General features: G+C 75.7%; 22 protein-coding genes. 13 read left to right on the top strand and 9 right to left on the bottom strand.

What is annotated here, in order from left to right; translation table 11 throughout:
* The first annotated feature begins 8 nt into the window (after window positions 1-8).
* The 7 genes from ACYVQV_RS13685 to ACYVQV_RS13655 all read left to right on the top strand — a co-directional run bounded on the left by ACYVQV_RS13685 (window position 9) and on the right by ACYVQV_RS13655 (window position 7,959).
* The gene (locus tag ACYVQV_RS13685) at window positions 9-1,538 is read left to right on the top strand and encodes a DUF58 domain-containing protein (RefSeq protein WP_461023861.1); all 1,530 of its coding nucleotides are present in this window, start codon (window positions 9-11) and stop codon (window positions 1,536-1,538) included.
* Window positions 1,535-2,092, top strand: coding sequence for a hypothetical protein (locus ACYVQV_RS13680; protein ID WP_461023860.1), 558 nt, complete (start codon window positions 1,535-1,537; stop codon window positions 2,090-2,092). Before ACYVQV_RS13685 ends, ACYVQV_RS13680 begins: the two co-directional genes overlap by 4 nt.
* A gap of 24 nt (window positions 2,093-2,116) precedes the next feature.
* Window positions 2,117-3,322 (top strand): cystathionine gamma-synthase, encoded by a 1,206-nt coding sequence (locus ACYVQV_RS13675; RefSeq protein ID WP_461023859.1) that lies wholly within the window; start codon window positions 2,117-2,119, stop codon window positions 3,320-3,322.
* Window positions 3,319-4,731, top strand: a complete 1,413-nt coding sequence (locus tag ACYVQV_RS13670) for a glutamate mutase L (protein WP_461023858.1) — start codon at window positions 3,319-3,321, stop codon at window positions 4,729-4,731. Before ACYVQV_RS13675 ends, ACYVQV_RS13670 begins: the two co-directional genes overlap by 4 nt.
* A gap of 34 nt (window positions 4,732-4,765) precedes the next feature.
* The gene (gene ilvA, locus ACYVQV_RS13665; RefSeq protein ID WP_461023857.1) at window positions 4,766-5,983 is read left to right on the top strand and encodes a threonine ammonia-lyase; all 1,218 of its coding nucleotides are present in this window, start codon (window positions 4,766-4,768) and stop codon (window positions 5,981-5,983) included.
* Between the two features lie 99 nt (window positions 5,984-6,082).
* The gene (locus tag ACYVQV_RS13660; protein ID WP_461023936.1) at window positions 6,083-7,150 is read left to right on the top strand and encodes an ATP-binding cassette domain-containing protein; all 1,068 of its coding nucleotides are present in this window, start codon (window positions 6,083-6,085) and stop codon (window positions 7,148-7,150) included.
* A complete protein-coding gene (locus ACYVQV_RS13655; RefSeq protein ID WP_461023856.1) occupies window positions 7,147-7,959 on the top strand; it encodes an ABC transporter permease in 813 nt (270 codons plus the stop codon). The genes ACYVQV_RS13660 and ACYVQV_RS13655 overlap by 4 nt, the downstream gene beginning before the upstream one ends.
* 120 nt (window positions 7,960-8,079) lie before the next feature.
* Here the strand turns inward: ACYVQV_RS13655 and greA are convergent, their stop codons facing one another.
* Both greA and ACYVQV_RS13645 read right to left on the bottom strand, forming a co-directional pair.
* On the bottom strand, window positions 8,080-8,565 hold the full coding sequence (gene greA / locus ACYVQV_RS13650; RefSeq protein WP_461023855.1) for a transcription elongation factor GreA: 486 nt from the start codon (window positions 8,563-8,565) through the stop codon (window positions 8,080-8,082).
* Window positions 8,566-8,777: 212 nt separating this feature from the next.
* Entirely contained in the window at window positions 8,778-9,257 is a 480-nt protein-coding gene (locus ACYVQV_RS13645; RefSeq protein ID WP_461023854.1) for a DUF4307 domain-containing protein, read from the bottom strand.
* A 214-nt stretch (window positions 9,258-9,471) separates the two neighbouring features.
* Here ACYVQV_RS13645 and mca point away from each other — a divergent pair, with 214 nt between their 5' ends.
* Both mca and ACYVQV_RS13635 read left to right on the top strand, forming a co-directional pair.
* The gene (gene mca / locus ACYVQV_RS13640) at window positions 9,472-10,362 is read left to right on the top strand and encodes a mycothiol conjugate amidase Mca (RefSeq protein ID WP_461023935.1); all 891 of its coding nucleotides are present in this window, start codon (window positions 9,472-9,474) and stop codon (window positions 10,360-10,362) included.
* Complete coding sequence (locus ACYVQV_RS13635) at window positions 10,359-10,784, top strand: hypothetical protein (protein WP_461023853.1); 426 nt, start codon at window positions 10,359-10,361, stop codon at window positions 10,782-10,784. The genes mca and ACYVQV_RS13635 overlap by 4 nt, the downstream gene beginning before the upstream one ends.
* A 12-nt stretch (window positions 10,785-10,796) precedes the next feature.
* On the opposite strand, the gene ACYVQV_RS13630 is transcribed toward ACYVQV_RS13635, so the two are convergent.
* Window positions 10,797-12,440, bottom strand: coding sequence for an SLC13 family permease (locus ACYVQV_RS13630; protein WP_461023852.1), 1,644 nt, complete (start codon window positions 12,438-12,440; stop codon window positions 10,797-10,799).
* Between the two features lie 63 nt (window positions 12,441-12,503).
* Window positions 12,504-13,265 carry an isoprenyl transferase gene (locus ACYVQV_RS13625; protein ID WP_461023851.1) on the bottom strand — a complete coding sequence of 254 codons (762 nt, stop codon included), beginning with the start codon at window positions 13,263-13,265 and terminating at the stop codon, window positions 12,504-12,506.
* A gap of 223 nt (window positions 13,266-13,488) precedes the next feature.
* Between ACYVQV_RS13625 and trhA the strand changes: the two genes are divergently transcribed.
* Window positions 13,489-14,250, top strand: coding sequence for a PAQR family membrane homeostasis protein TrhA (gene trhA / locus ACYVQV_RS13620; protein WP_461023850.1), 762 nt, complete (start codon window positions 13,489-13,491; stop codon window positions 14,248-14,250).
* A 64-nt stretch (window positions 14,251-14,314) separates the two neighbouring features.
* Here trhA and ACYVQV_RS13615 read toward each other — a convergent pair whose 3' ends face one another.
* Window positions 14,315-14,788, bottom strand: coding sequence for a universal stress protein (locus ACYVQV_RS13615; RefSeq protein WP_461023849.1), 474 nt, complete (start codon window positions 14,786-14,788; stop codon window positions 14,315-14,317).
* An 88-nt stretch (window positions 14,789-14,876) separates the two neighbouring features.
* Window positions 14,877-15,371, bottom strand: a complete 495-nt coding sequence (locus ACYVQV_RS13610; protein WP_461023848.1) for an Lrp/AsnC family transcriptional regulator — start codon at window positions 15,369-15,371, stop codon at window positions 14,877-14,879.
* Window positions 15,372-15,473: 102 nt separating this feature from the next.
* Between ACYVQV_RS13610 and ACYVQV_RS13605 the strand changes: the two genes are divergently transcribed.
* Window positions 15,474-17,141 (top strand): alpha-keto acid decarboxylase family protein, encoded by a 1,668-nt coding sequence (locus ACYVQV_RS13605; RefSeq protein ID WP_461023847.1) that lies wholly within the window; start codon window positions 15,474-15,476, stop codon window positions 17,139-17,141.
* A gap of 40 nt (window positions 17,142-17,181) precedes the next feature.
* Here the strand turns inward: ACYVQV_RS13605 and ACYVQV_RS13600 are convergent, their stop codons facing one another.
* Window positions 17,182-19,272 carry a thioredoxin domain-containing protein gene (locus ACYVQV_RS13600; protein WP_461023846.1) on the bottom strand — a complete coding sequence of 697 codons (2,091 nt, stop codon included), beginning with the start codon at window positions 19,270-19,272 and terminating at the stop codon, window positions 17,182-17,184.
* Window positions 19,273-19,315: 43 nt separating this feature from the next.
* Entirely contained in the window at window positions 19,316-19,600 is a 285-nt protein-coding gene (locus ACYVQV_RS13595) for a DUF427 domain-containing protein (RefSeq protein WP_461023845.1), read from the bottom strand.
* A gap of 132 nt (window positions 19,601-19,732) precedes the next feature.
* On the opposite strand from ACYVQV_RS13595, the gene map reads away from it, so the two are divergent.
* A complete protein-coding gene (map, locus tag ACYVQV_RS13590; protein WP_461023844.1) occupies window positions 19,733-20,515 on the top strand; it encodes a type I methionyl aminopeptidase in 783 nt (260 codons plus the stop codon).
* A 30-nt stretch (window positions 20,516-20,545) separates the two neighbouring features.
* Here map and ACYVQV_RS13585 read toward each other — a convergent pair whose 3' ends face one another.
* Window positions 20,546-21,103, bottom strand: a complete 558-nt coding sequence (locus ACYVQV_RS13585; RefSeq protein WP_461023843.1) for a dihydrofolate reductase family protein — start codon at window positions 21,101-21,103, stop codon at window positions 20,546-20,548.
* Between the two features lie 134 nt (window positions 21,104-21,237).
* Here ACYVQV_RS13585 and ACYVQV_RS13580 point away from each other — a divergent pair.
* Window positions 21,238-22,473: AAA family ATPase (locus tag ACYVQV_RS13580; RefSeq protein WP_461023842.1), on the top strand; the 1,236-nt coding region annotated here is incomplete at its 3' end.

The following is a 22,473-nucleotide window of genomic DNA, read 5'->3' as shown; positions in this document are numbered from 1 at the left end:
TGGCTGAGGTGGCCCGGCCTGTGCGGCGCAGGTCCCGCGACCACGAGGACGACGGCGGCACGGGCGACGTGCTGCCCGACGACCCCGCGGCGCCGTCCGCTGGTGGGACGGCCGCCGGTGCGTGGGACGACACCCACGACGAGGCGGACCTCGACCCGGACGACGACGGACAGGCGACCGGCACGGAGCACCTCGACGAGGGCAGCGGCTGGCGCGTCGGTCCCGCGCTGCAGCGGGTCGTCGTCGTCACCGGGACGCTGCTCGCCGCCGCGCTGCTGACCGGCCGGGCCGACGGCCTGCTGCTCGCCGCGCCGCTGCTGGCCGGCACCGTGCTGGCCCTCGGCGACGGGCTGCCCGAGGTGACCCGGCGCGCCCGGGCCGCCGCCCGCCAGGACGGTCCCCGGCCGTGGCCGGTCGCGACGGCCACCGCCCCGCTGTCGGCGGCCCAGGGCGCGCACCTGCCGGTCCGCGTGGACGTGTGGCACGCCCACGGCGCCCAGCTCGCCGTCGTCCAGGTGCCGGACGGCGACGACCTGCCGCACGGCGGCTCGGTCGCCGTCCCCGTCGTCGACGGCACCGCCCGCGTCCGCGCCACGGCCCGGTTGCGGCGGTGGGGGGTGGCCACGGCGGCGCGCCCGGACCTGCTCGTCGCCGGTCCGGACGGCCTGCTGCTGCACGGTCCGCACCCGGGCTTCGACCGCCGCGTCGCGGTCCTGCCGGCACCCGAGCGGACGGCGCCCGCCCCGTTGCCACCGCGTGCCGCGGGGCTGGTCGGGGTCCACCGCACCCGCCGTCCCGGCGACGGGTCGGACCTGCTCGACGTCCGCGAGTTCCGTGCGGGCGACCGGATGCGCCGGATCGACTGGCGGGTCAGCGCGCGCAGGGGGTCCCTGCACGTGCGGCGCACCGCCGTCGACGCCGACGCCGAGGTGGTGCTCTGCCTGGACACCCGCTACGACGTCGGGGCGGACGTCGCGTCCTGGCCGTCGCCGCCCGGGCTGGGCGCGGCCGGCTCCAGCCGGGTCGGCAGCAGCCTCGACGTGAGCGTGCGCGCGGCGCTGACGCTGGCCGAGACCTTCCTGCGCCAGGGCGACCGGGTCAGCCTGCTCGACCTCACCCGCCCGCAGCTCAACGTGCCGCGCGGGACCGGCGTCCGGCACCTGCGCAGGATCCGCCGCCAGCTCGCGGAGGTGGGGGTGCACCTGCAGGCCCGGCGCCTCGTGCTGCGGCACGGAACCGTCCCGCCGGCCGCGGTGGCGGTGCTCGTCTCACCCGTGCTCGACGAGGCCGCCGCGGACCTCGCGGTCAGCCTGCGCCGCCGCTGCCGCGACGTCGTGCTGCTCGACGTCCTGCCGGGCGGCCTGCAGCCGCCCACGCGCTCGGGCGCCGAGCGGACGGCGTTCCGGCTGATGATGGCCGAGCGGCAGGAGCGGCTGCGGGCGCTCGCCGAGCACGGGGTGCTCGTCACCGACTGGGACCCGCTGCTGGTGCCCGTCCTGCTGCAGCGTGCCGTCCGGCAGCGCGGGAGGGCGGCATGAGGCCCGACGCCCCACGGGACGCGCCGGCGGGCACCCGGCCGGACGCCCGCCGGCTCACCGGCCTGCACCTGCGCGCCCTGCTGGCCACGACGGCGGTGCTGGCGCTGCTGGTGGCGCTGACCGGCGCGCCGGAGCCGCTGGACCCGTGGACGCTGGTGCTCAGCACGCTGATCGTGGCCGGCACGACGCTGGCGCCGGCGTCGCTGGTGCCGACCGCCTTCCTCCTGCTCGTCGCCGCGGGCGTCCTGTTCCGCGGCGACGCCGGGCCGGTGCAGCTGGTGCTGCTGGCGGCGCTGCTGCACGCCGTCCACCTGCTGGCGTCGCTGTGCGCGCTGGGGACGCCGCGGACGGCGTACGAGCCCGCCGCGCTGGTGCCGTCCCTGCGGCGGTGGGCGCTGGCACAGGTCGTCGTCCTGCCCGTCGCGGTCACCGCGGCGCTCGTCGCCGACGACGCCGCCGGCGGGCTGCCCGACGCCGTGCTGGTCGCCGCCGGCCTCGGTGCGCTCGCCGTGGTGGTCGGCACGGTCGCCCTCGGTCGCCGTCGGGTGCGCTGACCGGCTCGGACTACCCTCGGGCGGGTGAGCAGCACCGACGGCCAGCAGCCCCCGACCACCACCTGGGACGCCAGCGGGTTCAGCACCCGGGCGATCCACGCCGGGTCCGACCCCGACCCGACGACGGGTGCGGTGGTCCCGCCCATCTACCAGGTGTCGACGTACAAGCAGGACGGCGTCGGCGGCCTGCGCGGGGGGTACGAGTACTCCCGGTCCGCCAACCCGACGCGCGACGCCCTCCAGGAGTGCCTGGCGGCGCTCGAGCGCGGCGCCGCCGCGTTCGCGTTCGCCTCGGGGCTCGCCGCCGAGGACACCCTGCTGCGCACGGTGCTGCGCCCCGGCGACCACCTGCTGCTGCCCGACGACGCGTACGGCGGCACGTTCCGCCTCGTCGACAAGGTCGTCACCCGCTGGGGCGTGGAGCACACCCCCGTGGACCTGACCGACCTGGACGCCGTGCGGGCCGCCGTCCGGCCCGGGGTGACCAAGGTGGTCTGGTGCGAGACGCCCACCAACCCGCTGCTCGGGGTCGCCGACGTCCGCGCGCTGGCCGAGGTCGCCCACGAGGTGGGCGCGTTGCTGGTGGTGGACAACACGTTCGCCACCCCCTACCTGCAGACCCCGCTGCAGCTCGGCGCCGACGTGGTCGTGCACTCCACGACCAAGTACTGCGGCGGTCACTCCGACGTCGTCGGCGGTGCCCTGGTGGTCGGCGACGACGCCGTCGTCCCCGGCACCGGCGAGTCGCTGCGCGAGCAGCTCGGCTTCCACCAGAACGCGCTCGGCGCGGTCGCCGGGCCGTTCGACGCGTGGCTGACCCTGCGCGGGCTGAAGACGCTCGCCGTGCGGATGGACCGGCACTGCGACAACGCCGAGCGGGTCGCGCACTGGCTGCACGGTCGCGACGGCGTCACGCAGGTCATCTACCCGGGCCTGCCGGAGCACCCGCAGCACGCCGTCGCCGCCCGCCAGATGCGGCGGTTCGGCGGGATGGTGTCGTTCCGCGTCGGCTCACGGGACCGGGCGCTGCAGGTCTGCGAGCGCGCCCGCGTCTTCACCCTGGCCGAGTCCCTCGGTGGGATCGAGTCGCTGATCGAGCACCCCGGCCTGATGACGCACGCCAGCGTCGCGGGCTCGGCGCTCGAGGTCCCGGACGACCTCGTGCGCCTGTCGGTGGGGATCGAGGACGTCGAGGACCTGCTCGCCGACCTCGACCACGCGCTCGGGTGACCCGCCCGGTCCCGTCCCGCCGCGCCGGCGGGCGGCTCGTCGCGTGCGTGGACGTCGGCTCGACGTTCACCAAGGGCGTGCTCGTCGACGTCGACCCCGACGCGACCGAGCCGGTGATCGGCACCGCGTCGCACCCGACGACGCTGCCGGTGGTGACCGGTGGGCGGCGGGTCGGTGACGTCCTCGACGGCCTCGACGCGGTCGTCGCCGAGCTGACCGGCCGGCACGGCGCCGCCGGGGAGGTGCTGGCCTGCTCGAGCGCGGGCGGTGGGCTGCGGGTCGCGGTCGTGGGGTACGAGCGGGTGGTGACGGCCGAGGCCGGTCACCGGGTCGCGCTCTCCGCCGGCGGCAAGGTCGTCCACGTGCACGCGGGGGAGCTCGACGGGCCGGGCGTGACGGCGCTGCGCGCGGCCCGGCCGGACGTCGTCCTGCTCGTCGGCGGGACGGACGGCGGCAACGCGGACGTGCTGCGGCGCAACGCCACCCGGCTCGCCCGGGCCCGGGTCGGCGTGCCGGTCGTGGTCGCGGGCAACGCGGACGCCGCGCCCGAGGTCGCCGACGTCCTGGGGGCGGCGGGCCGCACGGTCGTCGTCGCCGCGAACGTGCTGCCGGCCATCGGCACGCTCGCCCCCCAGCCGGCCCGGGAGGCGATCCGCGAGGTCTTCCTGCGCCACGTCATCGGCGGGAAGGGCCTGTCCCGCGGGGGCCGGTTCGCGTCCCTGGTGCGCGGTGCGACACCCGACCTGGTGCTCGCCGGGGTCGAGGTCCTCGCGGACGGCGCCTCGCACGCCGGTGTGCCCGGTGCGGGCGACGTGCTCGTCGTCGACGTCGGCGGGGCCACGACGGACGTCTACTCCGTGCTCACCCCGGACGGGGAGGACGCCACCCTGCGCAAGGAGGTCGTCGCCCCCACCTGGCGGACCCGCACCGTCGAGGGCGACCTGGGGATGCGCTGGGGCGCGCCGGGCGTGGTCGACGCCGCGCTCGTCGAGCGGCTGCTGCACGACGGCGAGGAGCAGGGGCTGCGCGGGGCCGCGGCGCGTCGGGCCCAGGACCCCTCGCTGCTGCCGGCGGACGAGGCGGAGCGGTCCGCGGACCTGCGGCTGGCCGAGCTCGCCGTCACGGTGGCCCTGCGCCGGCACGCGCGCCCGAGCGGTCCGACGGCGGCCGGGCGGGACCTGCGGGACGTGACGGCGGTCGTGGGATCCGGCGGGGTGCTGCGGCACGCCGGCCCGGACGACGCGGCGGGCGTCCTCGCCCCGGCCACGGGCGACCACGCCGGTGGGTGGCGGGTGCCCCGCGCGCCGCGCGTGGCCGTCGACCGCCGCTACCTGCTCTTCGCCGCGGGGCTGCTGGCCGCGGAGCACCCGGTGACGGCGGCCCGCGTGGCCGCCGCCGTCGTGCGCTGAGGGCGCCGGCCGGGACCTCTGCCAGGATGCGCCCATGGCACCGACGACGCTGCCGGTCGGCCTCGCTGACATCGAGTCCGCCCGCGACCTGCTCACGGGCGTGATCCGCCCGACCCCGCTGGAGCACAGCCGCGCCCTGTCCGCCCTGGTCGGCGGGGACGTCCACCTCAAGTGCGAGAACCTCCAACGCGCCGGCTCGTTCAAGATCCGCGGTGCGTACACGCGGATGTCGCGGCTGACCGGGGAGGAGAAGGCGCGGGGGGTGGTCGCCGCGAGCGCCGGCAACCACGCCCAGGGGGTCGCCCTCGCCGGTGCCCTGCTGGGGATCGACGTCACGGTCTACATGCCGACCGGTGCGCCGATGCCCAAGCTGAACGCCACCCGCGGCTACGGCGCCACCGTCGTGCTGCACGGCAGCACCGTCGACGAGTGCCTGCAGCGCGCCCGCGCGCACCAGGAGGAGACCGGCGCCGTCCTGATCCACCCGTTCGACCACGTCGACGTGGTCGCCGGCCAGGGGACGGTCGGGCTCGAGGTCCTCGAGCAGTGCCCGGACGTGCGGACCGTGGTCGTCTGCACGGGCGGCGGGGGGCTGCTCGGCGGTGTGGCGGCCGCGGTGAAGGCGGTGCGGCCCGACGTCCGGGTGGTCGGCGTGCAGGCCGAGGGGGCCGCGGCGTACCCCGGTTCGCTGCGCGCCGGTCACCCGGTCGCGTTGCGGCAGATGGTGACGATGGCCGACGGCATCGCGGTGGGCTGCCCCGGGGACGTGCCGTTCCGGCTCGTCGCCGACCTGGTGGACGACGTCGTCACGGTCGGGGAGGAGCAGCTGTCCCGCGCGCTGCTGCACCTGCTCGAGCGGGCCAAGCTGGTGGTCGAGCCGGCGGGTGCGGCCGGCGTCGCGGCGCTGATGTCCGACCCGCAGCGCTTCGAGCCGCCGGTGGTCGCGGTGCTGTCCGGCGGCAACATCGACCCGCTGCTCATGCTGCGCGTCATCCGGCACGGCATGGCCGCCGCGGGGCGGTACCTGCAGCTGCGGGTGGTCACGCCCGACCGCCCGGGTGCCCTGGCGCGGCTCCTGGCGGTGCTGGCCGACAGCGACGCGAACGTGCTGGAGGTCGAGCACGTGCGCACCGGGGCGACCCTGGCGGTCGACCAGGTGGAGATCGGGCTCCAGCTGGAGACCAAGGGCCCGGAGCACTGCGAGGAGGTCGTCGGCGCGCTGCGGGACGCGGGCTACCACCTGCGCGCGTGACGGCCGGCGCGTCGGTCGCGGCGGGACGGGAAAACCCGTGGACGGGCTGTCGGTGGTGGGGCCTAGCGTGCCGGTGTGGACCACGACGGTGCGGGTGACATGGCGAGCGGGACGGGTGGGGGTGGCCGGGCGGGTGGCGGCGTGCCGCAGGTCGCGGTCCGGGCTCGGGGCCTGGTCAAGCGGTACGGGGACGTCGTCGCGCTCGACGGGGTCGACCTCGACGTGCCGCGGGGGACGGTGCTGGGCCTTCTCGGGCCGAACGGGGCGGGCAAGACGACGTGCGTGCGGGTCCTGACGACGCTGCTGGTCCCCGACGCCGGGAGCGCCGAGGTGGCCGGGGTGGACGTGTTGCGCGACCCGCGCGGCGCGCGGGAGCGGATCGGGCTGTCGGGTCAGTACGCGGCGGTCGACGAGTACCTGACCGGGTTCGAGAACCTCGACATGATCGGTCGTCTCTACCACCTGGGGCGCCGCCGCAGCCGCGACAGGGCCCGCGAGCTCCTGGCCCAGTTCGGCCTGGAGGACGCCGCGGACAGGCCGGCGCGCACCTACTCCGGCGGCATGCGCCGCCGCCTGGACCTGGCGGGGGCGCTGGTCGCCCGGCCCCCCGTGATCTTCCTGGACGAGCCGACGACGGGGCTCGACCCGCGTAGCCGGACCGGCATGTGGGAGGTCATCCAGTCCCTCGTGGCCGACGGCGCGACCCTGCTGCTGACCACCCAGTACCTGGAGGAGGCCGACGTGCTGGCCCACGACATCGTGGTCATCGACCACGGGCGGGTCATCGCCCGCGGGACGGCCGACCAGCTGAAGGCCCAGGTGGGCGGTGAGCGCCTCGACGTCACCGTCGAGGACGTCACGCGGCTCGAGGACGCGCAGCGCCTGCTCGAGCCGCTGGCCGTCGGCCCGACGCACCGCGACGCGCACCGGCGGTCGCTGCGGGTGCCCGTCGCGGGCGGCGCGGCGGTGCTGACCGACGCGCTGCGGCGCCTCGACGCCGAGGGCATCGCGCTGGACGACGTGGGCCTGCGCCGGCCGACCCTCGACGACGTCTTCCTCACCCTGACCGGTCACGGCGCCGACGACCCGCGATCGACGGACGCCGACCGTGCTGACGGTGCCGAGAGCGCCGGTGAGCCGGTGGGTGCGGGGGAGGACGCGCGATGAGCCTGCTGCGTGCCGTGGAGGACGGCGCCGTCGTCGCCAAGCGCAACCTGATCAAGATCAAGCGGGTGCCCGACCTGCTCGTGTTCACGACGCTGTCGCCGATCATGTTCGTGCTGCTCTTCGCCTACGTGTTCGGTGGCGCGATCGACCAGGCAGGGGGCGGGCAGGGGTACCGCGAGTTCCTCATCGCCGGGATCTTCGCCCAGACGGTCGTCTTCGGGGCGACCATCACGGGCACGGCGCTGGCCGAGGACGTCAAGAAGGGCATCGTCGACCGGTTCCGCTCGCTGCCGATGGCGCCGTCCGCCGTGCTGACCGGCCGGACGCTCTCCGACGTGGTCAACAACGTGATCGTGCTCGTCGTGATGTCGGTGACGGGTCTGGCGGTCGGTTGGCGGATCCGGACGTCGGTGCCGGAGGCGCTGCTCGGGTTCGTGCTGCTGCTCGTGTTCGCCTACGCCATCTCCTGGGTCATGGCGTGGATCGGGATGCTCGTCCCGAGCCCGGAGGTGGTGAACAACGCGTCGTTCGTCGTCATCTTCCCGCTGACGTTCGTGGCCAACACGTTCGTGCCGCTCGACACGCTGCCCGGTCCCCTCCAGGCGTTCGCCGAGTGGAACCCGGTGTCGGCGGTCACGCAGGCGGCCCGCACGCTCTTCGGCAACCCGGACCCGAACCCCGCGGCGCAGGAGCCGACCTCCTGGGCGCTGCAGAACCCGGAGCTCTACACGCTGATCTGGGCGGCGCTCGTCCTGCTGGTCTTCGTCCCGCTCGCCAACGCGCAGTACCGGCGGTCCACCAGCCGCTGACGGCCGCTGCGGCTCCTGCGCAGGGCCCGGGCACCGCGCTGCCGACGGGAGCACCGACGACGAGACCCCGCCTCCCCGGCTGACCGGGGGCGGGGTCTCGTCGTCGGTGGAGCCGGTCCGTCAGGCCGTGTACGGGTGAGCGGACACGATCGTGACGCTGATCTCCTTGCCGTTCGGCGCGGTGTAGCTCGTGCTGTCGCCGGCCTTCTTGCCGTTGATGGCAGCGCCGAGCGGCGACTTCTCGCTGTAGACGTCGATGGCGCCGTCGGCGACCTCGCGGCTGCCGAGCAGGAAGCGCATGGACGCCCCGCCGACCTCGGCCTCGACGACCATGCCGGGCTCGACGACCCCGTCGTCGGGCGGCGCCTGGCCGACCTTGGCGCTGCGCAGCAGCTGCTCGAGCTGGCGGATGCGGGCCTCCTGCTTGCCCTGCTCCTCCTTGGCGGCGTGGTAGCCGCCGTTCTCCTTGAGGTCGCCCTCCTCGCGGGCCGCCTCGATCCGTCGCGCGATCTCGATCCGCCCCGGGCCGGAGAGCTGGTCCAGCTCGGCCTTCAGGCGGTCGTACGCCTCCTGCGTCAGCCAGGGGGCGTTGCTCGTCTCGGTCACGGTGTCTCCTCGGTGCGGTCGTCCTGTCGGCCTCGGCCATGTCCTGCTCGCCGGGCACTGCGCTCGGACGGTTCGGCACGTCGAGCGCCCGGGTGCCCGCTGCTGGACCCCGGGGGGCGACGTGGTAAACGTCCAGGTTAGCAAGATCGGGGCGCGCCGGGCACATCGCACGGGGACCGCACCGGGGGGCGGACGGCCGCGGGACGGCTGGGTCAGGTGGTCGCGCAGCTCTCCACCAGGCCGGTCACCGCGCGCTCCTGGGTGGCGACCACGGTGGTGGTGCGGACCGTCCGCGAGGAGGCGGGTCCGACCTCGACGTCCGCGACGCCCACGACCGCGTACTGGGCGTTGAGCGCCTCCAGCCGGCAGCGGACCGTGGCGTCCTCGTCCTTGGTGACGTCGAACGTCACCCGCACCTCGCTGCTGCTGAGGACGGCGAAGCCGACGTCGTCGTGGACGACGTCCCGGTCGCCCAGCCCGATCCCCGCCCAGACCACCCACGCCAGCGCGACGGCCCCGGCGACCACCGCGCCCGTGCGTGCGAGCGTGCGGTGCCACGGCGGGCTGGCGTCGCCGTACCGCTCGGCGAGGTGGCTCGGCAGCGACCCCCCGGGGCGGGTCACCGCCTCCGGCCGCCGGTCGCCGGGTCGGCCGGGCGGCGGTGTCGGCCTGCTGCCGTGCTCGTGGTCCACCGGTGTCCTCGGGGTGCGGGTCGCGACGCGGGGTCCGGTCGCGACGTCGGACGGGGCCGCGGCGTGGAATGGTGCCGCGTCGGGGATGATTCTCCCCTGGGGGCGCGCGGGCGCGTCTCGCGGGCCCCGACATCGCACACCTCCCGGGAGGACCGACGTGCCAGGCACCACTTCCTCGTCGACGACCGATCCGACGGTCGAGCCGCTGCGGCTGATGGCCGTGCACGCGCACCCCGACGACGAGTCGAGCAAGGGCGCCGCCGCCATGGCGAAGTACGCGGCCGAGGGCGTGGAGGTCCTCGTCGTGACGTGCACCGGCGGGGAGCGGGGCGACATCCTCAACCCCCAGCTCAAGGACGACCCCGACGTCCTGCGCGACATCTCCGAGGTGCGCCGCAAGGAGATGGCCGACGCGATCTCCATCCTGGGGGTGCGGCACACGTGGCTCGGCTTCGTCGACTCCGGGTTGCCCGAGGGCGACCCGCTCCCGCCGCTGCCGGAGGGGTGCTTCGCGCTGGAGCCGCTGCACGTGGCCGCGGGGCCGCTGGTGCAGGTGGTCCGCGAGTTCAGGCCGCACGTGATGACGACGTACGACGAGAACGGCGGCTACCCGCACCCCGACCACATCATGTGCCACCGGGTCTCGATGGAGGCCTTCGAGGCGGCCGGTGACCCGGGGCGCTACCCGGGGACGGGGGAGCCGTGGCAGCCGCTGAAGCTCTACTACAACGCCGGCTTCAGCCGCTCCCGCATCCAGGCCCTGCACGACGCGCTCGTCGAGGGCGGCCACGAGTCCCCGTTCGGGGACTGGATGAAGCGCTGGGAGGACCGCGAGGAGCGGCCCATCCACTGCCGGGTGCACTGCTCGGAGTTCTTCGAGACGCGGGACCGGGCGCTGATCGCGCACCGGACCCAGGTGGACCCGAACGGCTTCTTCTTCGCGGTGTCCCGGGAGATGCAGGCCGACGTGTGGCCCACCGACGACTTCGAGATCGGCCGGAGCCTGGTGGACAGCCACGTGCCGGAGGACGACCTCTTCGCGGGGGTCCGCGGTCACGCGGACCTGGTGGCGCACGGCGGCAGCGCGCTGGCGGGCCGGTCGTGAGCGCGCTCGCCCTGCAGGCCGTCGCGGCCGTCGGCTCGGCGGCGACGGTCCTGGCGGGTGCCACGGAGCAGGAGCCCGACCCCACGTCGATCAGCCCCGGCCTCGTGGGGTTCCTCGCGACGTTCGCCGTCGTCCTGGCGTCTGTGGTGGTGTTCGTCTCCATGAACCGGCGGCTGCGTGGCGTGCAGCACCGGGCGCAGCACGAGGACCAGCCGGCCGCCGGGGCGGGCGGCGCCGGTCCGCAGGGCGCGCCCACGGGCACCTCCGCCGACGGCGGGGGCCCGGACCGGGGTGGTCTGCCGCGTCCGGCGTCCGAGGGGCACCACGGCCCGGCCGAGCGGGCCGCCGAGTCCAGCCTCGAGGACCCCGGCCCGGTGGCCGACGACCCCGGCACGGCGAGCGGGGACGACCTGCGCCGCTGAGCGGGACGGCGGTCAGAACTGCAGGCCCAGGGCCCACCCGCCGAGCAGCCACGCCATGACCGTGATGAGCACGACCCCGACGACGTTGAGGACCGCCCCGCCGCGCGCCATCTGGCCGATCGTCACCGCACCCGACCCGAACACGATCGCGTTCGGCGGCGTCCCGACCGGCAGCATGAACGCGCAGGTCGCCGCGAGCGCCGCGGGCACGAGCAGCGTCATCCCGTCCGCGCCGATGCCGAGGGCGACGCCGCCCAGCACGGGGATGAACGTGGCAGCCGTCGCGGTGTTGCTGGTGACCTCGGTCAGCATCAGCACGATCGCGACGACCGCTCCGACGAGCAGGACCGTCGGCAGCACGCCCAGGCCCTCGACCTGCGCCCCGAACCACGCGTCGAGCTCGCTGGCCGCGACGGCGGACGCCAGGGACAGGCCCCCACCGAACAGCAGCAGCACGCCCCACGGCAGACCCTTCTGGGCGTCGTCCCACTGCAGCGCCATGGTGCCCCGGCGGTCGGCTGGCAGCATGAACAGCACGATCCCGGCCGCGATCGCGATCGCGGTGTCGTCCAGCTCGCCGAGCCACGGGGCGGCCCGCTCGATCGCGCCGACGTTCATCAGCAGACCGGGCACGATCCACAGGAAGGCGGCGGAGCCGAACACCGCGAGGACGACCTTCTCGCCGCGGCTGGGCGGTCCCATCTCCTCCAGCTGGCCGGTGATCATCTCCCTGCCGCCGGGGACCTCCTCCAGGCCGGATCGGTAGAGCACCCGGGTGATGAGCACCCAGGCGACGGCCACGAAGACGACGACGATCGGCACCCCGAGCTGCATCCACTCCAGGAAGCCGATCTGGCGGTCCAGCTGCTCGTTGACGTAACCGGCGACGATCGCGTTCGGCGGGCTGCCCAGCAGCGTCCCCAGGCCCCCGATCGACGCCGACCAGGCGATGGAGAGCACGAGCCCGACGCCGAAGACCTTGACGGCGCGGTCGTCGACGACGTCCGTGATCGACTCGCCCCCGGCGACCCGCTGGGCCACGTCGTGGTCGTCGGCGCCGGCGTCGCCCGTCGACGAGGCGGCGCCCGTGCGCTCGACCACGAGGGTCAGCACGCTCATCGCGATGGGCAGCATCATCAGCGTCGTGGCGGTGTTCGACACCCACATGCTGAGGAACGCCGTGGCGATCATCATGCCCAGGACGATGCGCCGCGGGTGGGTGCCCACCGCGCGCAGGGTGAGCAGGGCGATCCGCCGGTGCAGCTGCCACTTCTGCATCGCGATGGCGATGAGGAAGCCGCCCATGAACAGGAAGACGATCGGGTCGGCGTACGGGGCCGTCGCCTCCCCGACGCCGAGGACGCCGGTGGCGGGGAAGAGCACGATCGGCAGCAGCGCCGTGGCGGACAGCGGGATCGCCTCGCTCATCCACCAGGTCGCCATCAGGGCGCCGACGGCAGCCACCGTGCGCGCCTCGGGGGTGATCTGCGTGGCCGAGCCCAGCGCCAGCCACACGGCGGCGGCCACCCCGAGGCCCAGGCCGCGGAACGCCCACACCGTGGTGGGGGACCGCCGGTCCTCGGTGCTGGCGGCCGGGTCGTCCGGGCCCTGCCGCCGGTTGCCGGGTCGTTCGTCCGTCCCGCGCGTGCTCGCCACGGACGACGACGCTACTCCCGTGCGACCGGTGTGTCCCGGTTCGTGACGGTGTCGGTTCGCGGTTCAGACGCCGAAGCGGCGCTCGCGCTCGGCGTAGGAGCGCAGCGCCCGCAGGAAGTCGACGCGGCGGAAGTCGGGCCAGAACGCCTCGCAGAAGTAGAACTCGCTGTGCGCGCTCTGCCACAGCAGGAACCCGGACAGCCGCTGCTCGCCGGACGTGCGGATGACCAGGTCGGGGTCGGGCTGGCCCTTGGTGTACAGGTGCTCGGCGATGTGCTCGACGTCGAGGTGCTCGGCGAGCTCCTCGATGCTCGTGCCCCGCGCCGCGTGCTCGTGCAGCAGGGAGCGCACGGCGTCGGTGATCTCCCGGCGGCCGCCGTAGCCGACGGCCACGTTGACGTGCAGGCCCTGTGCGCCGCGGGTCGTCTCCTCGAGCTCCTTGAGGTGGCGGGCGGTCCGGTCGGGGAGCAGGTCGAGGGCGCCGATGGGGTGGACCCGCCAGTGGCCCGAGGCCGCGATGCGGGTGACGGCGTCCTCGATGATGCCGATCAGCTCGGTGAGCTCGCGCTCGTCCCGGCTGAGGTTGTCCGTCGACAGCAGGTACAGGGTGACGACGCCGACGCCGACCTCCTCGCACCAGGTGAGCAGCTCCTGGATCTTGTCGGCGCCCTTGCGGTGGCCCTCGCTGGCCTCGGCGCCGAACTGCCGGGCCCACCGCCGGTTGCCGTCGAGCATGACGCCGACGTGGTGCGGGATCGTCTGCGGGGACAGCGAGGCGGCGAGGCGGCGCTCGTAGAGCCCGTAGAGCAGGCTCGGTCGGGGCATCGGGTCCTCCGCTGCGGTCGTCTGGGGCGGACCGCGGGTGGCCGGTCAGCAGGCGCCCGTCGTCCGCGGCGGGGCCACGCTACTCCCGCGGGAAGCGGTTGCGGGGCCTCGGCGACCACGGGTGGGCGCACCTGCACGTCACCGCCACGACTCGTCCACACCACCTGGACGCAAACCTACGGTCACGTAGGTTACTGACGCGTAGGTGCGGTACGCTCGGGGTATGGAACCGCAGCGCGAGAAGCACGACGAGGCTCCCGGCCGCCGTCCGTCCCTCGACTCCTCCCTGCGAGACGCCGCGGAGTCGGTCGAGAGCGCCGCCGAGCACGTCGGCCGCGCCATCAAGCCCCGCCTGCGCGGCTGGATCCACCTGGGCACCTTCCCGCTGGTCATCGCGGCGGGGGTGGTCCTGGTGGCGCTGGCGCCCGACGCGCGCAGCCGGTGGGCGGTCGCGGTCTTCGGCCTCACCGCGGCCCTGCTGTTCGGGGTCAGCGCCCTCTACCACCGCGGGACGTGGTCACCGCGGGTCGAGGGGGTTCTCAAGCGGCTGGACCACTCCAACATCTTCCTCATCATCGCGGGCACCTACACCCCGTTCGCGGTGCTCCTGCTGCCGCCCGGGCCGGGGCGGGTGCTGCTGTGGGTCATCTGGGCCGCGGCGCTGGCCGGGATCGCCTTCCGCGTCTTCTGGGTCGGCGCGCCCCGCTGGCTGTACGTCCCCGCCTACGTGGCGATGGGCTGGGTCGCCGTCGCCTTCCTGCCCGACTTCCTGCGCGGCGGCGGGCCCGCGGTGCTGACCCTCGTCGTCGTCGGCGGGGTGCTCTACACCGTCGGTGGGGTCGTCTACGGCCTCAAGCGCCCCGACCCCAGCCCCCGCTGGTTCGGCTTCCACGAGGTGTTCCACGCGCTGACCGTGGTCGCGTTCATCACCCACTACGTGGGCGTCTCGCTGGCGGTCTACGGGGACGCCGGCCCGACCGGCTGACCGCCCGGCTGACCGACCGGCTGGGCGAGCAGCCCGGCGGCGCAGCGCCGGCGTCCCGTCGACCTCAGCGCTCGTCCCGGCCGGGGCGGACCACGACGACGGTGCAGGCGGCGTGGCGCACGACCTGCTCGGCCGTGGACCCCACGACGAGACCGGCGAACCCGCCGGCGCCCCGGTGGGCGACGACCAGCAGGTCCGCGTCCTGCGAGGCGCTGACGAGCACCTTGGCGCCCGGCCCGTGGACCACGTGCCGGTGCACCTCCACCCCGTCGAGGTCGACCGCGGCCAGCGCCTCGTCCATCGAGCGCGTCATCGCCTCCTCGCACTCCCGCCAGCTCGGCACGGTCCCGAAGGGGGCGTCCGTCGCGGCGACCGCCGCGCCGACCCGCCACGCCCGGACGACGTGCAGGGGCAGGCCGCGCAGCCTCGCCTCGGCGACCCCCCAGGCGACGGCGCCACCCGCCGTCCGCGAGCCGTCGTAGCCGACCACCACCCCGGTGGGCGCGACCTCGAACCGGTGCTCCCGCTGCGCGTCCACGGCGCCCTCCCTGTCGTGCCGAGGGATCCTCCCGGATCCGACCGCCCGTGCGGTCGCCCTCATCGTGTCCGGCCGGGCCGGCCGCCGGTCAGGGTCGGTGGTCCCGTCCGGACCCCTGCCGGAGCAGTCGCTCCAGGAGCGGCCCTGCCCGGTGGGCGACCAGCTCGCGCACCGCCAGCACCGTGCTCGTCCGCTCCACGCCGGGGGACTGCAGCATCACGCGCGTCACCCGGTGCAGGTCCTCGGGGTCGCGGGCCACGACCCGCGCCACCACGTCGGCGTCCCCCGTCACCGCGTACAGCTCGAGCACCTCCGGGATGCGCTCCAGCGCACCCGCGATCTCCTCGATGTCCCCCTGGCTGATCTGCAGGCTGACGAAGGCCAGCAGGGGGTACCCCAGGGCGGGCAGGTTGACCCGCTGGCTGACGGGGCCGAGGGCCCGCCCGCCCTCCAGCCGGGACAGGTGCGCGTGCACGGTGTTGCGGGCGAGCCCCAACGACCTGGACAGGGCCAGCGTCGACGCGGACGGGTCCTCGTCCAGCGCCAGGAGCAACCGGGCGTCGATCGCGTCGATCCTCGTCATCCTGATCACCTCGGAGTGCGTGCGGGTTCGGATCATGAGCATTATGCGCAGGTAGACGAGGTGGTCTTGCGCACTCTGCGTGGCGACCGCTCCCATGAGGCCATGAGCGCGCACCCCGCGACCCCGCCCACGACCGTCGCCGCGTACCTGGCGCACCGGCTGCGCCAGCTCGGCGTCGAGCACCTGGTCGGGGTGCCCGGCGACTACAACCTCCCGCTGCTGGAGGGAGCCCTGGCCACCGGGTGCCAGCGGTGGGTCGGCGCGCGCAACGAGCTGAACGCCGGGTACGCCGCGGACGGGTACGCCCGTCGCCGCGGCCTGGCGGCCCTGGTGACGACGTACGGCGTGGGCGAGCTGTCCGGCCTGAACGCGGTGGCCGGCAGCTACGCCGAGAACGTGCCCGTCGTCCAGGTCACCGGGGCGCCACCGACGCGCGCGGCAGCAGCCGGGGACCTCCTGCACCACACCCTCGCGGACGGCGACCTCGAGCACTTCGTGCGCTGCTACCGCGAGGTGACCGCTGCCGCGGTCGTGCTCGACGCCCGGGACGCCGCCGAGCAGGTCGACGCCGCGCTCGAGACCGCGGTGCGCGAGCTGCGACCCGTGTACCTGGCCGTCCCCGTGGACGTCGCGACGGCGGCGGTGGACGGCGGCCGGCTCGCCACGCCGCTCAGCACGTCCGCCCCCGTCGACCCGGCCTCCTGCGAGGCCTTCGCGGTCGCAGCGGCGGGACTGCTGGACGACGCCGCCACCGGGACCGTCCTGGCCGGTCACGTGGTGCTGCGCCGCCGCCTGCAGGAGGGGGTGCAGGAGCTGGCGGCGGCCGGTGGCCTGGCCGTCGTGGACCTGGTGGCCAGCCGGGGCGTCGTGCCCTCGACGAACCCGTGGTACGCCGGGACGTACTGCGGTGCGCTCGGGGACAAGGAGGCGCGTCGGGCGGTCGACGACGCCGACGTCCTGGTGCACGTCGGGACCGCGATGACGGACGCCGTCACGGGGGCCTTCAGCCACCGGGACGACCCGGCGCGGACCATCACGCTCGGCGTCCGCGACGCCGTCGTCGCGGGCCGGCGGTTCCCCGACGTGCCGGTGGAGGCGGCCCTGGGCGCGCTGCTGGGGGTCGTGAACCGTCGCCCGCCGCGCGGGCGGGGGCGACCCGAACGGTCCGCCCACCTCGACGCGCCGGCGCCGCACCCCGGCGCGGTCCTCGACCAGCGCCTGCTCTGGGAGGGCGTCGAGGCGCACCTACCCGCCGGGACCACGGTGCTCGCCGAGATGGGCACGTCCTTCTGGGGCGCCGCCGCCATCGACCTGCCGGACGGCGCGAGCGTGCTCGCGCAGCCCGTCTGGGGGTCGATCGGCTACACGCTGCCCGCGACGCTCGGTCTGGCGCTGGCCGACCCAGGGAGCCGCCCGCTGCTCGTCATCGGCGACGGCGCGGCCCAGATGACCGTCCAGGAGCTCAGCACGATCGCGGCCCACGGCCTGACGCCGGTGGTGCTCGTGGTGGACAACGCCGGCTACACCATCGAGCGCGCGCTGCAGAGCCCCGAGGCCGGCTACCACGACGTCCCCGGGTGGAGCTGGGGTGAGCTGCTGCGGTCGATCGCGCCCACCGCGCCGGTCGCGACCGCCGTGGCGCGCACGGTCGGGGAGCTCGACCGCGCGCTGCGCGAGGCGTGGTCCCACGACGTCCTGACGCTGGTGGAGGCCCGGGTGGGCGCGCACGACCTGCCCGCCATGCTGGCCGACTTCGCGGCCGCCGTCTGAACCTGCCCGCGACGTCGGCGTCGGCGTCACGGGACGGGAATCAGCGGCCGGGGGCCCGCTCGACGGCGAGCGCGCCCACCGCGACGGCCACGGCGGCGGGGTCGCCGCTGGGCAGCTCGCAGACGAACCCCCGGCACACGTGCGCGGCCGGGCCGCCGTCCACCGGCCCGCGGTCGCGCAGCAGCGGCAGCCGCTGCGCGTCCGGTGCGGCCCCGTCCGCAGCAGCCACCACGGCACCGGGCGCGGGGGAGGCCAGCGCCACCCGGTGCAGGGCGGCCGTCCGGTCGTCGCCCGGAGGGCCGACGACCGCGACCTGCAACGGGCCGTCCACGGCCGCCTGGGCGACCGCGAGCCCCCACCCGGCGAACCGGGGGGCGCTGCCGCCCAGGGCGTCCACGACCCCCAGCGCCGCCTCCGCGGCCTCCCGGTGCCGGGCGGACCCGGTCAGCGCCGACCAGGTGAGCAGCGCACCCGCCGCCGCCGTCCACCCGCTGGGGGTCGCGTTGTCCGACGGGTCGCCACCGCGCCCCATCGGCTCCAGCGCCGGGTCGGCCGCCCGCGAGGAGGTGTCGTGGAAGCCGCCGGTGCCGTCGGTGAACTCCTCCAGGACCGTGTCGACCAGGCCGCCCGCGACGTCCGCCCAGGCCCGCTCTCCCGTCACCGCGTGCAGCGCGAGAAGCCCCTCGGCGACGTCCCCGAGGTCCTCGAGGACCGCCGGCGGGTCGCCGACCACCCCGTCCCGGGAGACGCGCCGCAGGTGCCCGTGGTCGTCGAGGTGGACGGCGACCAGCAGGTCCGCGACCCGCTCCGCCGCCGCGACCAGGTCGGGTCTGTCGCACAGGGCCCCGGTCTCGGCCAGGGCGGCCACCGCCAGCCCGTTCCACGCCGCGACGACCTTGTCGTCGCGGGCGGGCTGCGGGCGCGCGGCGCGCGCCTGGCGCAGCACCTGACGCGCCCGCACCCACCGCTCGCGCTCGGCGGGGTCCGCCCACACGTCCCTGGTCAGCCGCGCCGTCGACGTCCCGTGCTCGAAGGTCCCCTCCGGTGTGACGCCCAGCAGGCCGGCCGTCCACGCGCCGTCGTCCGGCCCGAGCGCCTCTCGCAGCGTGTCCGGCGTCCACACGTAGGTGGCGCCCTCCACGGCCCGACCGTCCACGGGCGTGTCTGCGTCCAGGGACGAGGCCAGCCCGCCCTGCGGGGTGAGCAGGTCGGCCAGCATCCAGTCGCACGTCTCCAGCGCGACCCGTCGGCCCGTCCCGTCACCGGTCAACCGCCACCAGTGCAGGTAGACGCGGGCGAGCAGGGCGTTGTCGTAGAGCATCTTCTCGAAGTGCGGCACCACCCACGCGGCGTCGACGCTGTACCGGGCGAAGCCGCCGGCGACCTGGTCGTACGTGCCCGACCAGGCCATCGCCCGCAGCGTGCGCTCGGCCAGCCCGCGCGCCCGGTCGGCGGTGGGGGCCCGCGTGGCGGCGTGCCGCAGCAGGAACTCGCACACCATCGACGGCGGGAACTTCGGCGCGCCGCCGAAGCCGCCGTGCACCGCGTCCTCCTCGCGGGCGAGCACCTCGACCGCGCGCCCGAGCCGCTCCGTCGTCGGCGCCCGCCGCCCGGCCGAGGCCGTCGCGTCCGCCCGCTGGCGCAGGGCCTCGGTGAGCCGGCCCGCCTGCCCGTCGACCTCGTCCCGGCGCTCGGTCCACGCCTGCCCCACGGCGCGCAGGACGTCGGTGAACGCGGGCATCCCCTGCACCGACCGGGGCGGGAAGTACGTCCCCGCGTAGAACGGTCGCGCGTCCGGGGTGAGGAACACCGTCATCGGCCACCCGCCGTGCCCGGTCATCGCGGTCGTCGCCTGCATGTACGTCGCGTCGACGTCGGGGCGCTCCTCGCGGTCGACCTTGACGTTGACGTACAGCTCGTTCATCACTGCCGCGGTGGCGTCGTCCTCGAACGACTCGTGCGCCATCACGTGGCACCAGTGGCAGGCGGCGTAGCCCACGCTCAGCAGCACCGGGACGTCGCGCCGGCGCGCCTCCTCGAACGCCTCGGGGCACCACGGCCACCAGTCGACGGGGTTGTCCGCGTGCTGGAGCAGGTACGGGGACGTCGCGTCGGCCAGCCGGTTGGTCACGCACCCACTGTCGCGCGCCCACCGCCGGGTCGCGATCGCGGAGTCACCCCTCGTCGACGACGACGCCTCGCCAGAACGCGACGTGGCCGGCGATCCGCCGCGCGGGCGGCAGCGGCTCGGGGTACTCCCAGGCGACGGCCTGCCCGGTGTCGCCGGCACCGGCGACGGACCAGTAGCGGGCCCTGCCCTTCCAGGGGCAGGTGCTCGTCTCGTCCGACTCCACGAGCTCGTCCCACCGGACCGCGTCCGGGGGGAAGTAGTGGTTGCCCTCGACGACCACTGTCGCGTCGCCCTCGGCCAGGACCTTGCCGTTCCACGTGGCTCTCATGGGGCCCTCCCGTCCTCGGAGACGGAACGTGCCGCGAGGACGGGGGATTCCGGGCCGGACGCCGGGACGGGCGTGCCGGACGACGCCGTAACCTCGGCGGGTGGTCGGTGCCGTGAGCAGGGGACGGGTGACGTGGTCGAGCTGAGGACGCGGGACGAGATCGAGCAGATGCGGCCGGCGGGACGGTTCGTCGCCGAGGTGCTGACAGCTGTCCGGGAGGCGGCCCGACCGGGAGTGAACCTGCTCGACCTCGACGCCCTGGCGCACCGGATGATCCGGGAGCGCGGGGCGACGTCCTGCTACGTGGACTACCACCCCTCGTTCGGTGCGATGCCGTTCGGCAAGGTGATCTGCCTGTCGGTCGACGACGCGGTGCTGCACGGTCTGCCGCACGACCGCGTGCTGCGTGACGGGGACTTGCTCTCGATCGACTTCGCGGCGTCGGTGGACGGCTGGGTCTGCGACTCGGCGACGACCTTCGTGGTCGGGACCCCGCTGTCACCCGAGCGCGCCGCCGCCGACGAGCGCCTGGTGCGGACGACGGAGGAGGCGCTGCAGGCCGCGATCGCGGTCGCCGTCCCCGGCAACCGGACGGGTGACCTGTCCGCGGCCATCGGGGCCGTCCTCAAGGGGGCGGGGTACCGGGTCAACACCGACTTCGGCGGCCACGGGGTCGGCCGGGAGATGCACGGCGACCCGCACGTGCCGAACGACGGCCGGCCGGGGCGGGGCTACCCGTTGCAGCCGGGTCTGGTCGTCGCGATCGAGCCGTGGGTGATGGAGACGACCGGCCGGGTCGTGCACGACCCGGACGGCTGGACGCTGCGGTCGGCCGACGGGTCGCGCGGTGCGCACAGCGAGCACACCGTGGCCGTGACCGAGGACGGGCCGCTGGTGCTCACCGCCCGCGGCTAGCGGCTCCACCGCCGCGAGCCTGGTCGGTGGTCACCGGACCCGGTACCGGAGGCGGACGACGCCGCGGGCGAACCGGTGCTCGTCGAGGAGGTCGAGCTCGACGCGCGCGTCGGTCCGCAGGGCGGGCTTGCGTCCGCCCAGGACGACCGGCCAGACGAACAGGACCAGCTCGTCGACCAGCCCGGCGGCGAGGGCCTGCGCGGCGAGGTCCGGGCCGCCGACCAGGAGGTCCCTGACGGCGGTGGCCTTCAGGTCGCGGACGGTGGCAGGGTCGAAGCGGCGCTCGAGCCGGGTCCGTGCCGTGAGGGGGGCCGCCAGGGTGGTGGAGTGGACGACCTTGTCGGCCGCCTGCCACACGGTGGCGAACCCGGCGCGCAGGTCCGACTGCGCGGCCAGGGTGGGGTCGGTCTCCCACACGGCCATGACCTCGTACATGCGACGTCCGTACAGGTAGGTCCCGGCGGAGCGCATGACCTCGGTGACGGCCGCGAAGACGTCGTCGTCCGGGGGCGCCCAGTCGAGCGCCCCGCGCGCGTCCTCGGTGCAGCCGTCGAGTGACACGTTCGACGCGTAGGTCAGCTTCGCCATGGTCGCTCCCCGCCTCGCTGCCGAGTGCCCTCGGTGCCCGACCCTAGGGGTGGGCGGTGACGCCCGACGTCGTCCGGGGCGAACTCGCACCGGTGACCTTCCGGCGAGCGGCGGCCCGGGTGCACCATGCCCGGGTGGGGTGGGTCGGGCTCGGGGGCGACCAGCCGGTCGGGCGGGACGACGAGCTGCGCCGGCTGGACGACGCGCACGCCGGCGCGATGACGGGCACCCGCCGCGCCGTCCACGTCACCGGCCCGGCGGGCATCGGCAAGTCCCACCTGGTCCGCGCGGCGGCGTCGCGCTGGGCCGCGGGCGGGTGCCCGGTCGCGTGGGGCACCTGCCGCGCACCGGTCGACGGGGGTGCCGCCGGCGCGACGCACGGCCCCTCCTGGGCTCCCGTGCTCGAGGCGTGGCGCGAGATCGAACGGGTGGGCGGCCCGCCGTTCGCCGCTCTGCTCACGGCGCTGTCCGGCCTCGGGGAGCTGCCCGCGGACGTCGCGCGCGGTTGGCTGCTCGACCAGGTCGACCGGACGCTGGAGCACGTCGCGTCGCCGCGCGGCCTCGTGCTCGTCGTCGAGGACGTGCACCACGCGGACCCCGCCACCCTCCAGCTCCTGGTCCACCTCGCCGGCGGTGCCGACGGTCGGCTGCTCCTGGTGACCACGGCGCGCACGGCCGTCACGGGAGTGGAGCCGGCGGTGGACCCGGAGGTCGACCCGGCGGCCTGGGCGGCACCCGGCCCGTTCGTGACGGCCGGCCTGGGCGAGGTGCTCGCGCTCGGGCCGCTCGACGACCGGTCGAGCGCCGACCTCGTGCGGGCCGTCGTGGCCGGGGCCGGCGGACGCGCGGACCCCGGCCAGGTCACCGCCGTCGTCCGCAGGGCCGGCGGCAACCCCTACTACGGTCGGCAGCTCGCCACGGCGCTGCTGTCCGGGGCGCGGGACCTGCCCGGGACGCTGCGCCGCAGCCTGCTGGAGCGGCTGCGCGCCGCCGGGCCGGACGTCACGACGGTCGTGGCCGCCGCGGCCCTCGCCCCCTGGCAGCGGGACCTCGACGGCGTGCTCGACGCCGTGCTGGGTGAGCGCTCCCGGGCCGCGCTGCGGCGCGCGCTGCGCACCGGCGTGGTGCTCCCGGCCGACCTGCCCGCTGCGGTCGGACCCGAGCACCCGCTGCTCGGCGAGGTCGCCGTCGACGTGCTGCCGCAGGACCGGCTGGTGCTCGTGCACCGCGTCCTGGCGTCCGCCGCGCGTGACCCGCAGGTCGCCGCCGAGCACCTCGAGGCGGCCAGGGACCGCCAGCGCGCCCTGGTCGCCTGGCTCTCGGCCGCCCGTGGCGCCGACCGCCGCGGCGACCACCCCGCCGCGGGCCAC

Source organism: Thalassiella azotivora (genome assembly GCF_054781695.1).
Note: the sequence above shows the minus strand (reverse complement) of the source record. Positions and strands in the feature narration are given on the sequence as shown.

What these genes read in the sequence shown, in the direction of transcription:
- ACYVQV_RS13680 (WP_461023860.1), top strand. Translation starts at nt 1,535, where the DNA reads ATGAGGCCCGACGCCCCACGGGACGCGCCGGCGGGCACCCGGCCGGAC.
- ilvA (WP_461023857.1), top strand. Translation starts at nt 4,766, where the DNA reads ATGGCACCGACGACGCTGCCGGTCGGCCTCGCTGACATCGAGTCCGCC.
- ACYVQV_RS13660 (WP_461023936.1), top strand. Translation starts at nt 6,083, where the DNA reads ATGGCGAGCGGGACGGGTGGGGGTGGCCGGGCGGGTGGCGGCGTGCCG.
- ACYVQV_RS13655 (WP_461023856.1), top strand. Translation starts at nt 7,147, where the DNA reads ATGAGCCTGCTGCGTGCCGTGGAGGACGGCGCCGTCGTCGCCAAGCGC.
- mca (WP_461023935.1), top strand. Translation starts at nt 9,472, where the DNA reads ATGGCCGTGCACGCGCACCCCGACGACGAGTCGAGCAAGGGCGCCGCC.
- ACYVQV_RS13625 (WP_461023851.1), bottom strand. Translation starts at nt 13,265, where the DNA reads ATGCCCCGACCGAGCCTGCTCTACGGGCTCTACGAGCGCCGCCTCGCC.
- trhA (WP_461023850.1), top strand. Translation starts at nt 13,489, where the DNA reads ATGGAACCGCAGCGCGAGAAGCACGACGAGGCTCCCGGCCGCCGTCCG.
- ACYVQV_RS13610 (WP_461023848.1), bottom strand. Translation starts at nt 15,371, where the DNA reads ATGACGAGGATCGACGCGATCGACGCCCGGTTGCTCCTGGCGCTGGAC.
- ACYVQV_RS13605 (WP_461023847.1), top strand. Translation starts at nt 15,474, where the DNA reads ATGAGCGCGCACCCCGCGACCCCGCCCACGACCGTCGCCGCGTACCTG.
- ACYVQV_RS13595 (WP_461023845.1), bottom strand. Translation starts at nt 19,600, where the DNA reads ATGAGAGCCACGTGGAACGGCAAGGTCCTGGCCGAGGGCGACGCGACA.
- ACYVQV_RS13585 (WP_461023843.1), bottom strand. Translation starts at nt 21,103, where the DNA reads ATGGCGAAGCTGACCTACGCGTCGAACGTGTCACTCGACGGCTGCACC.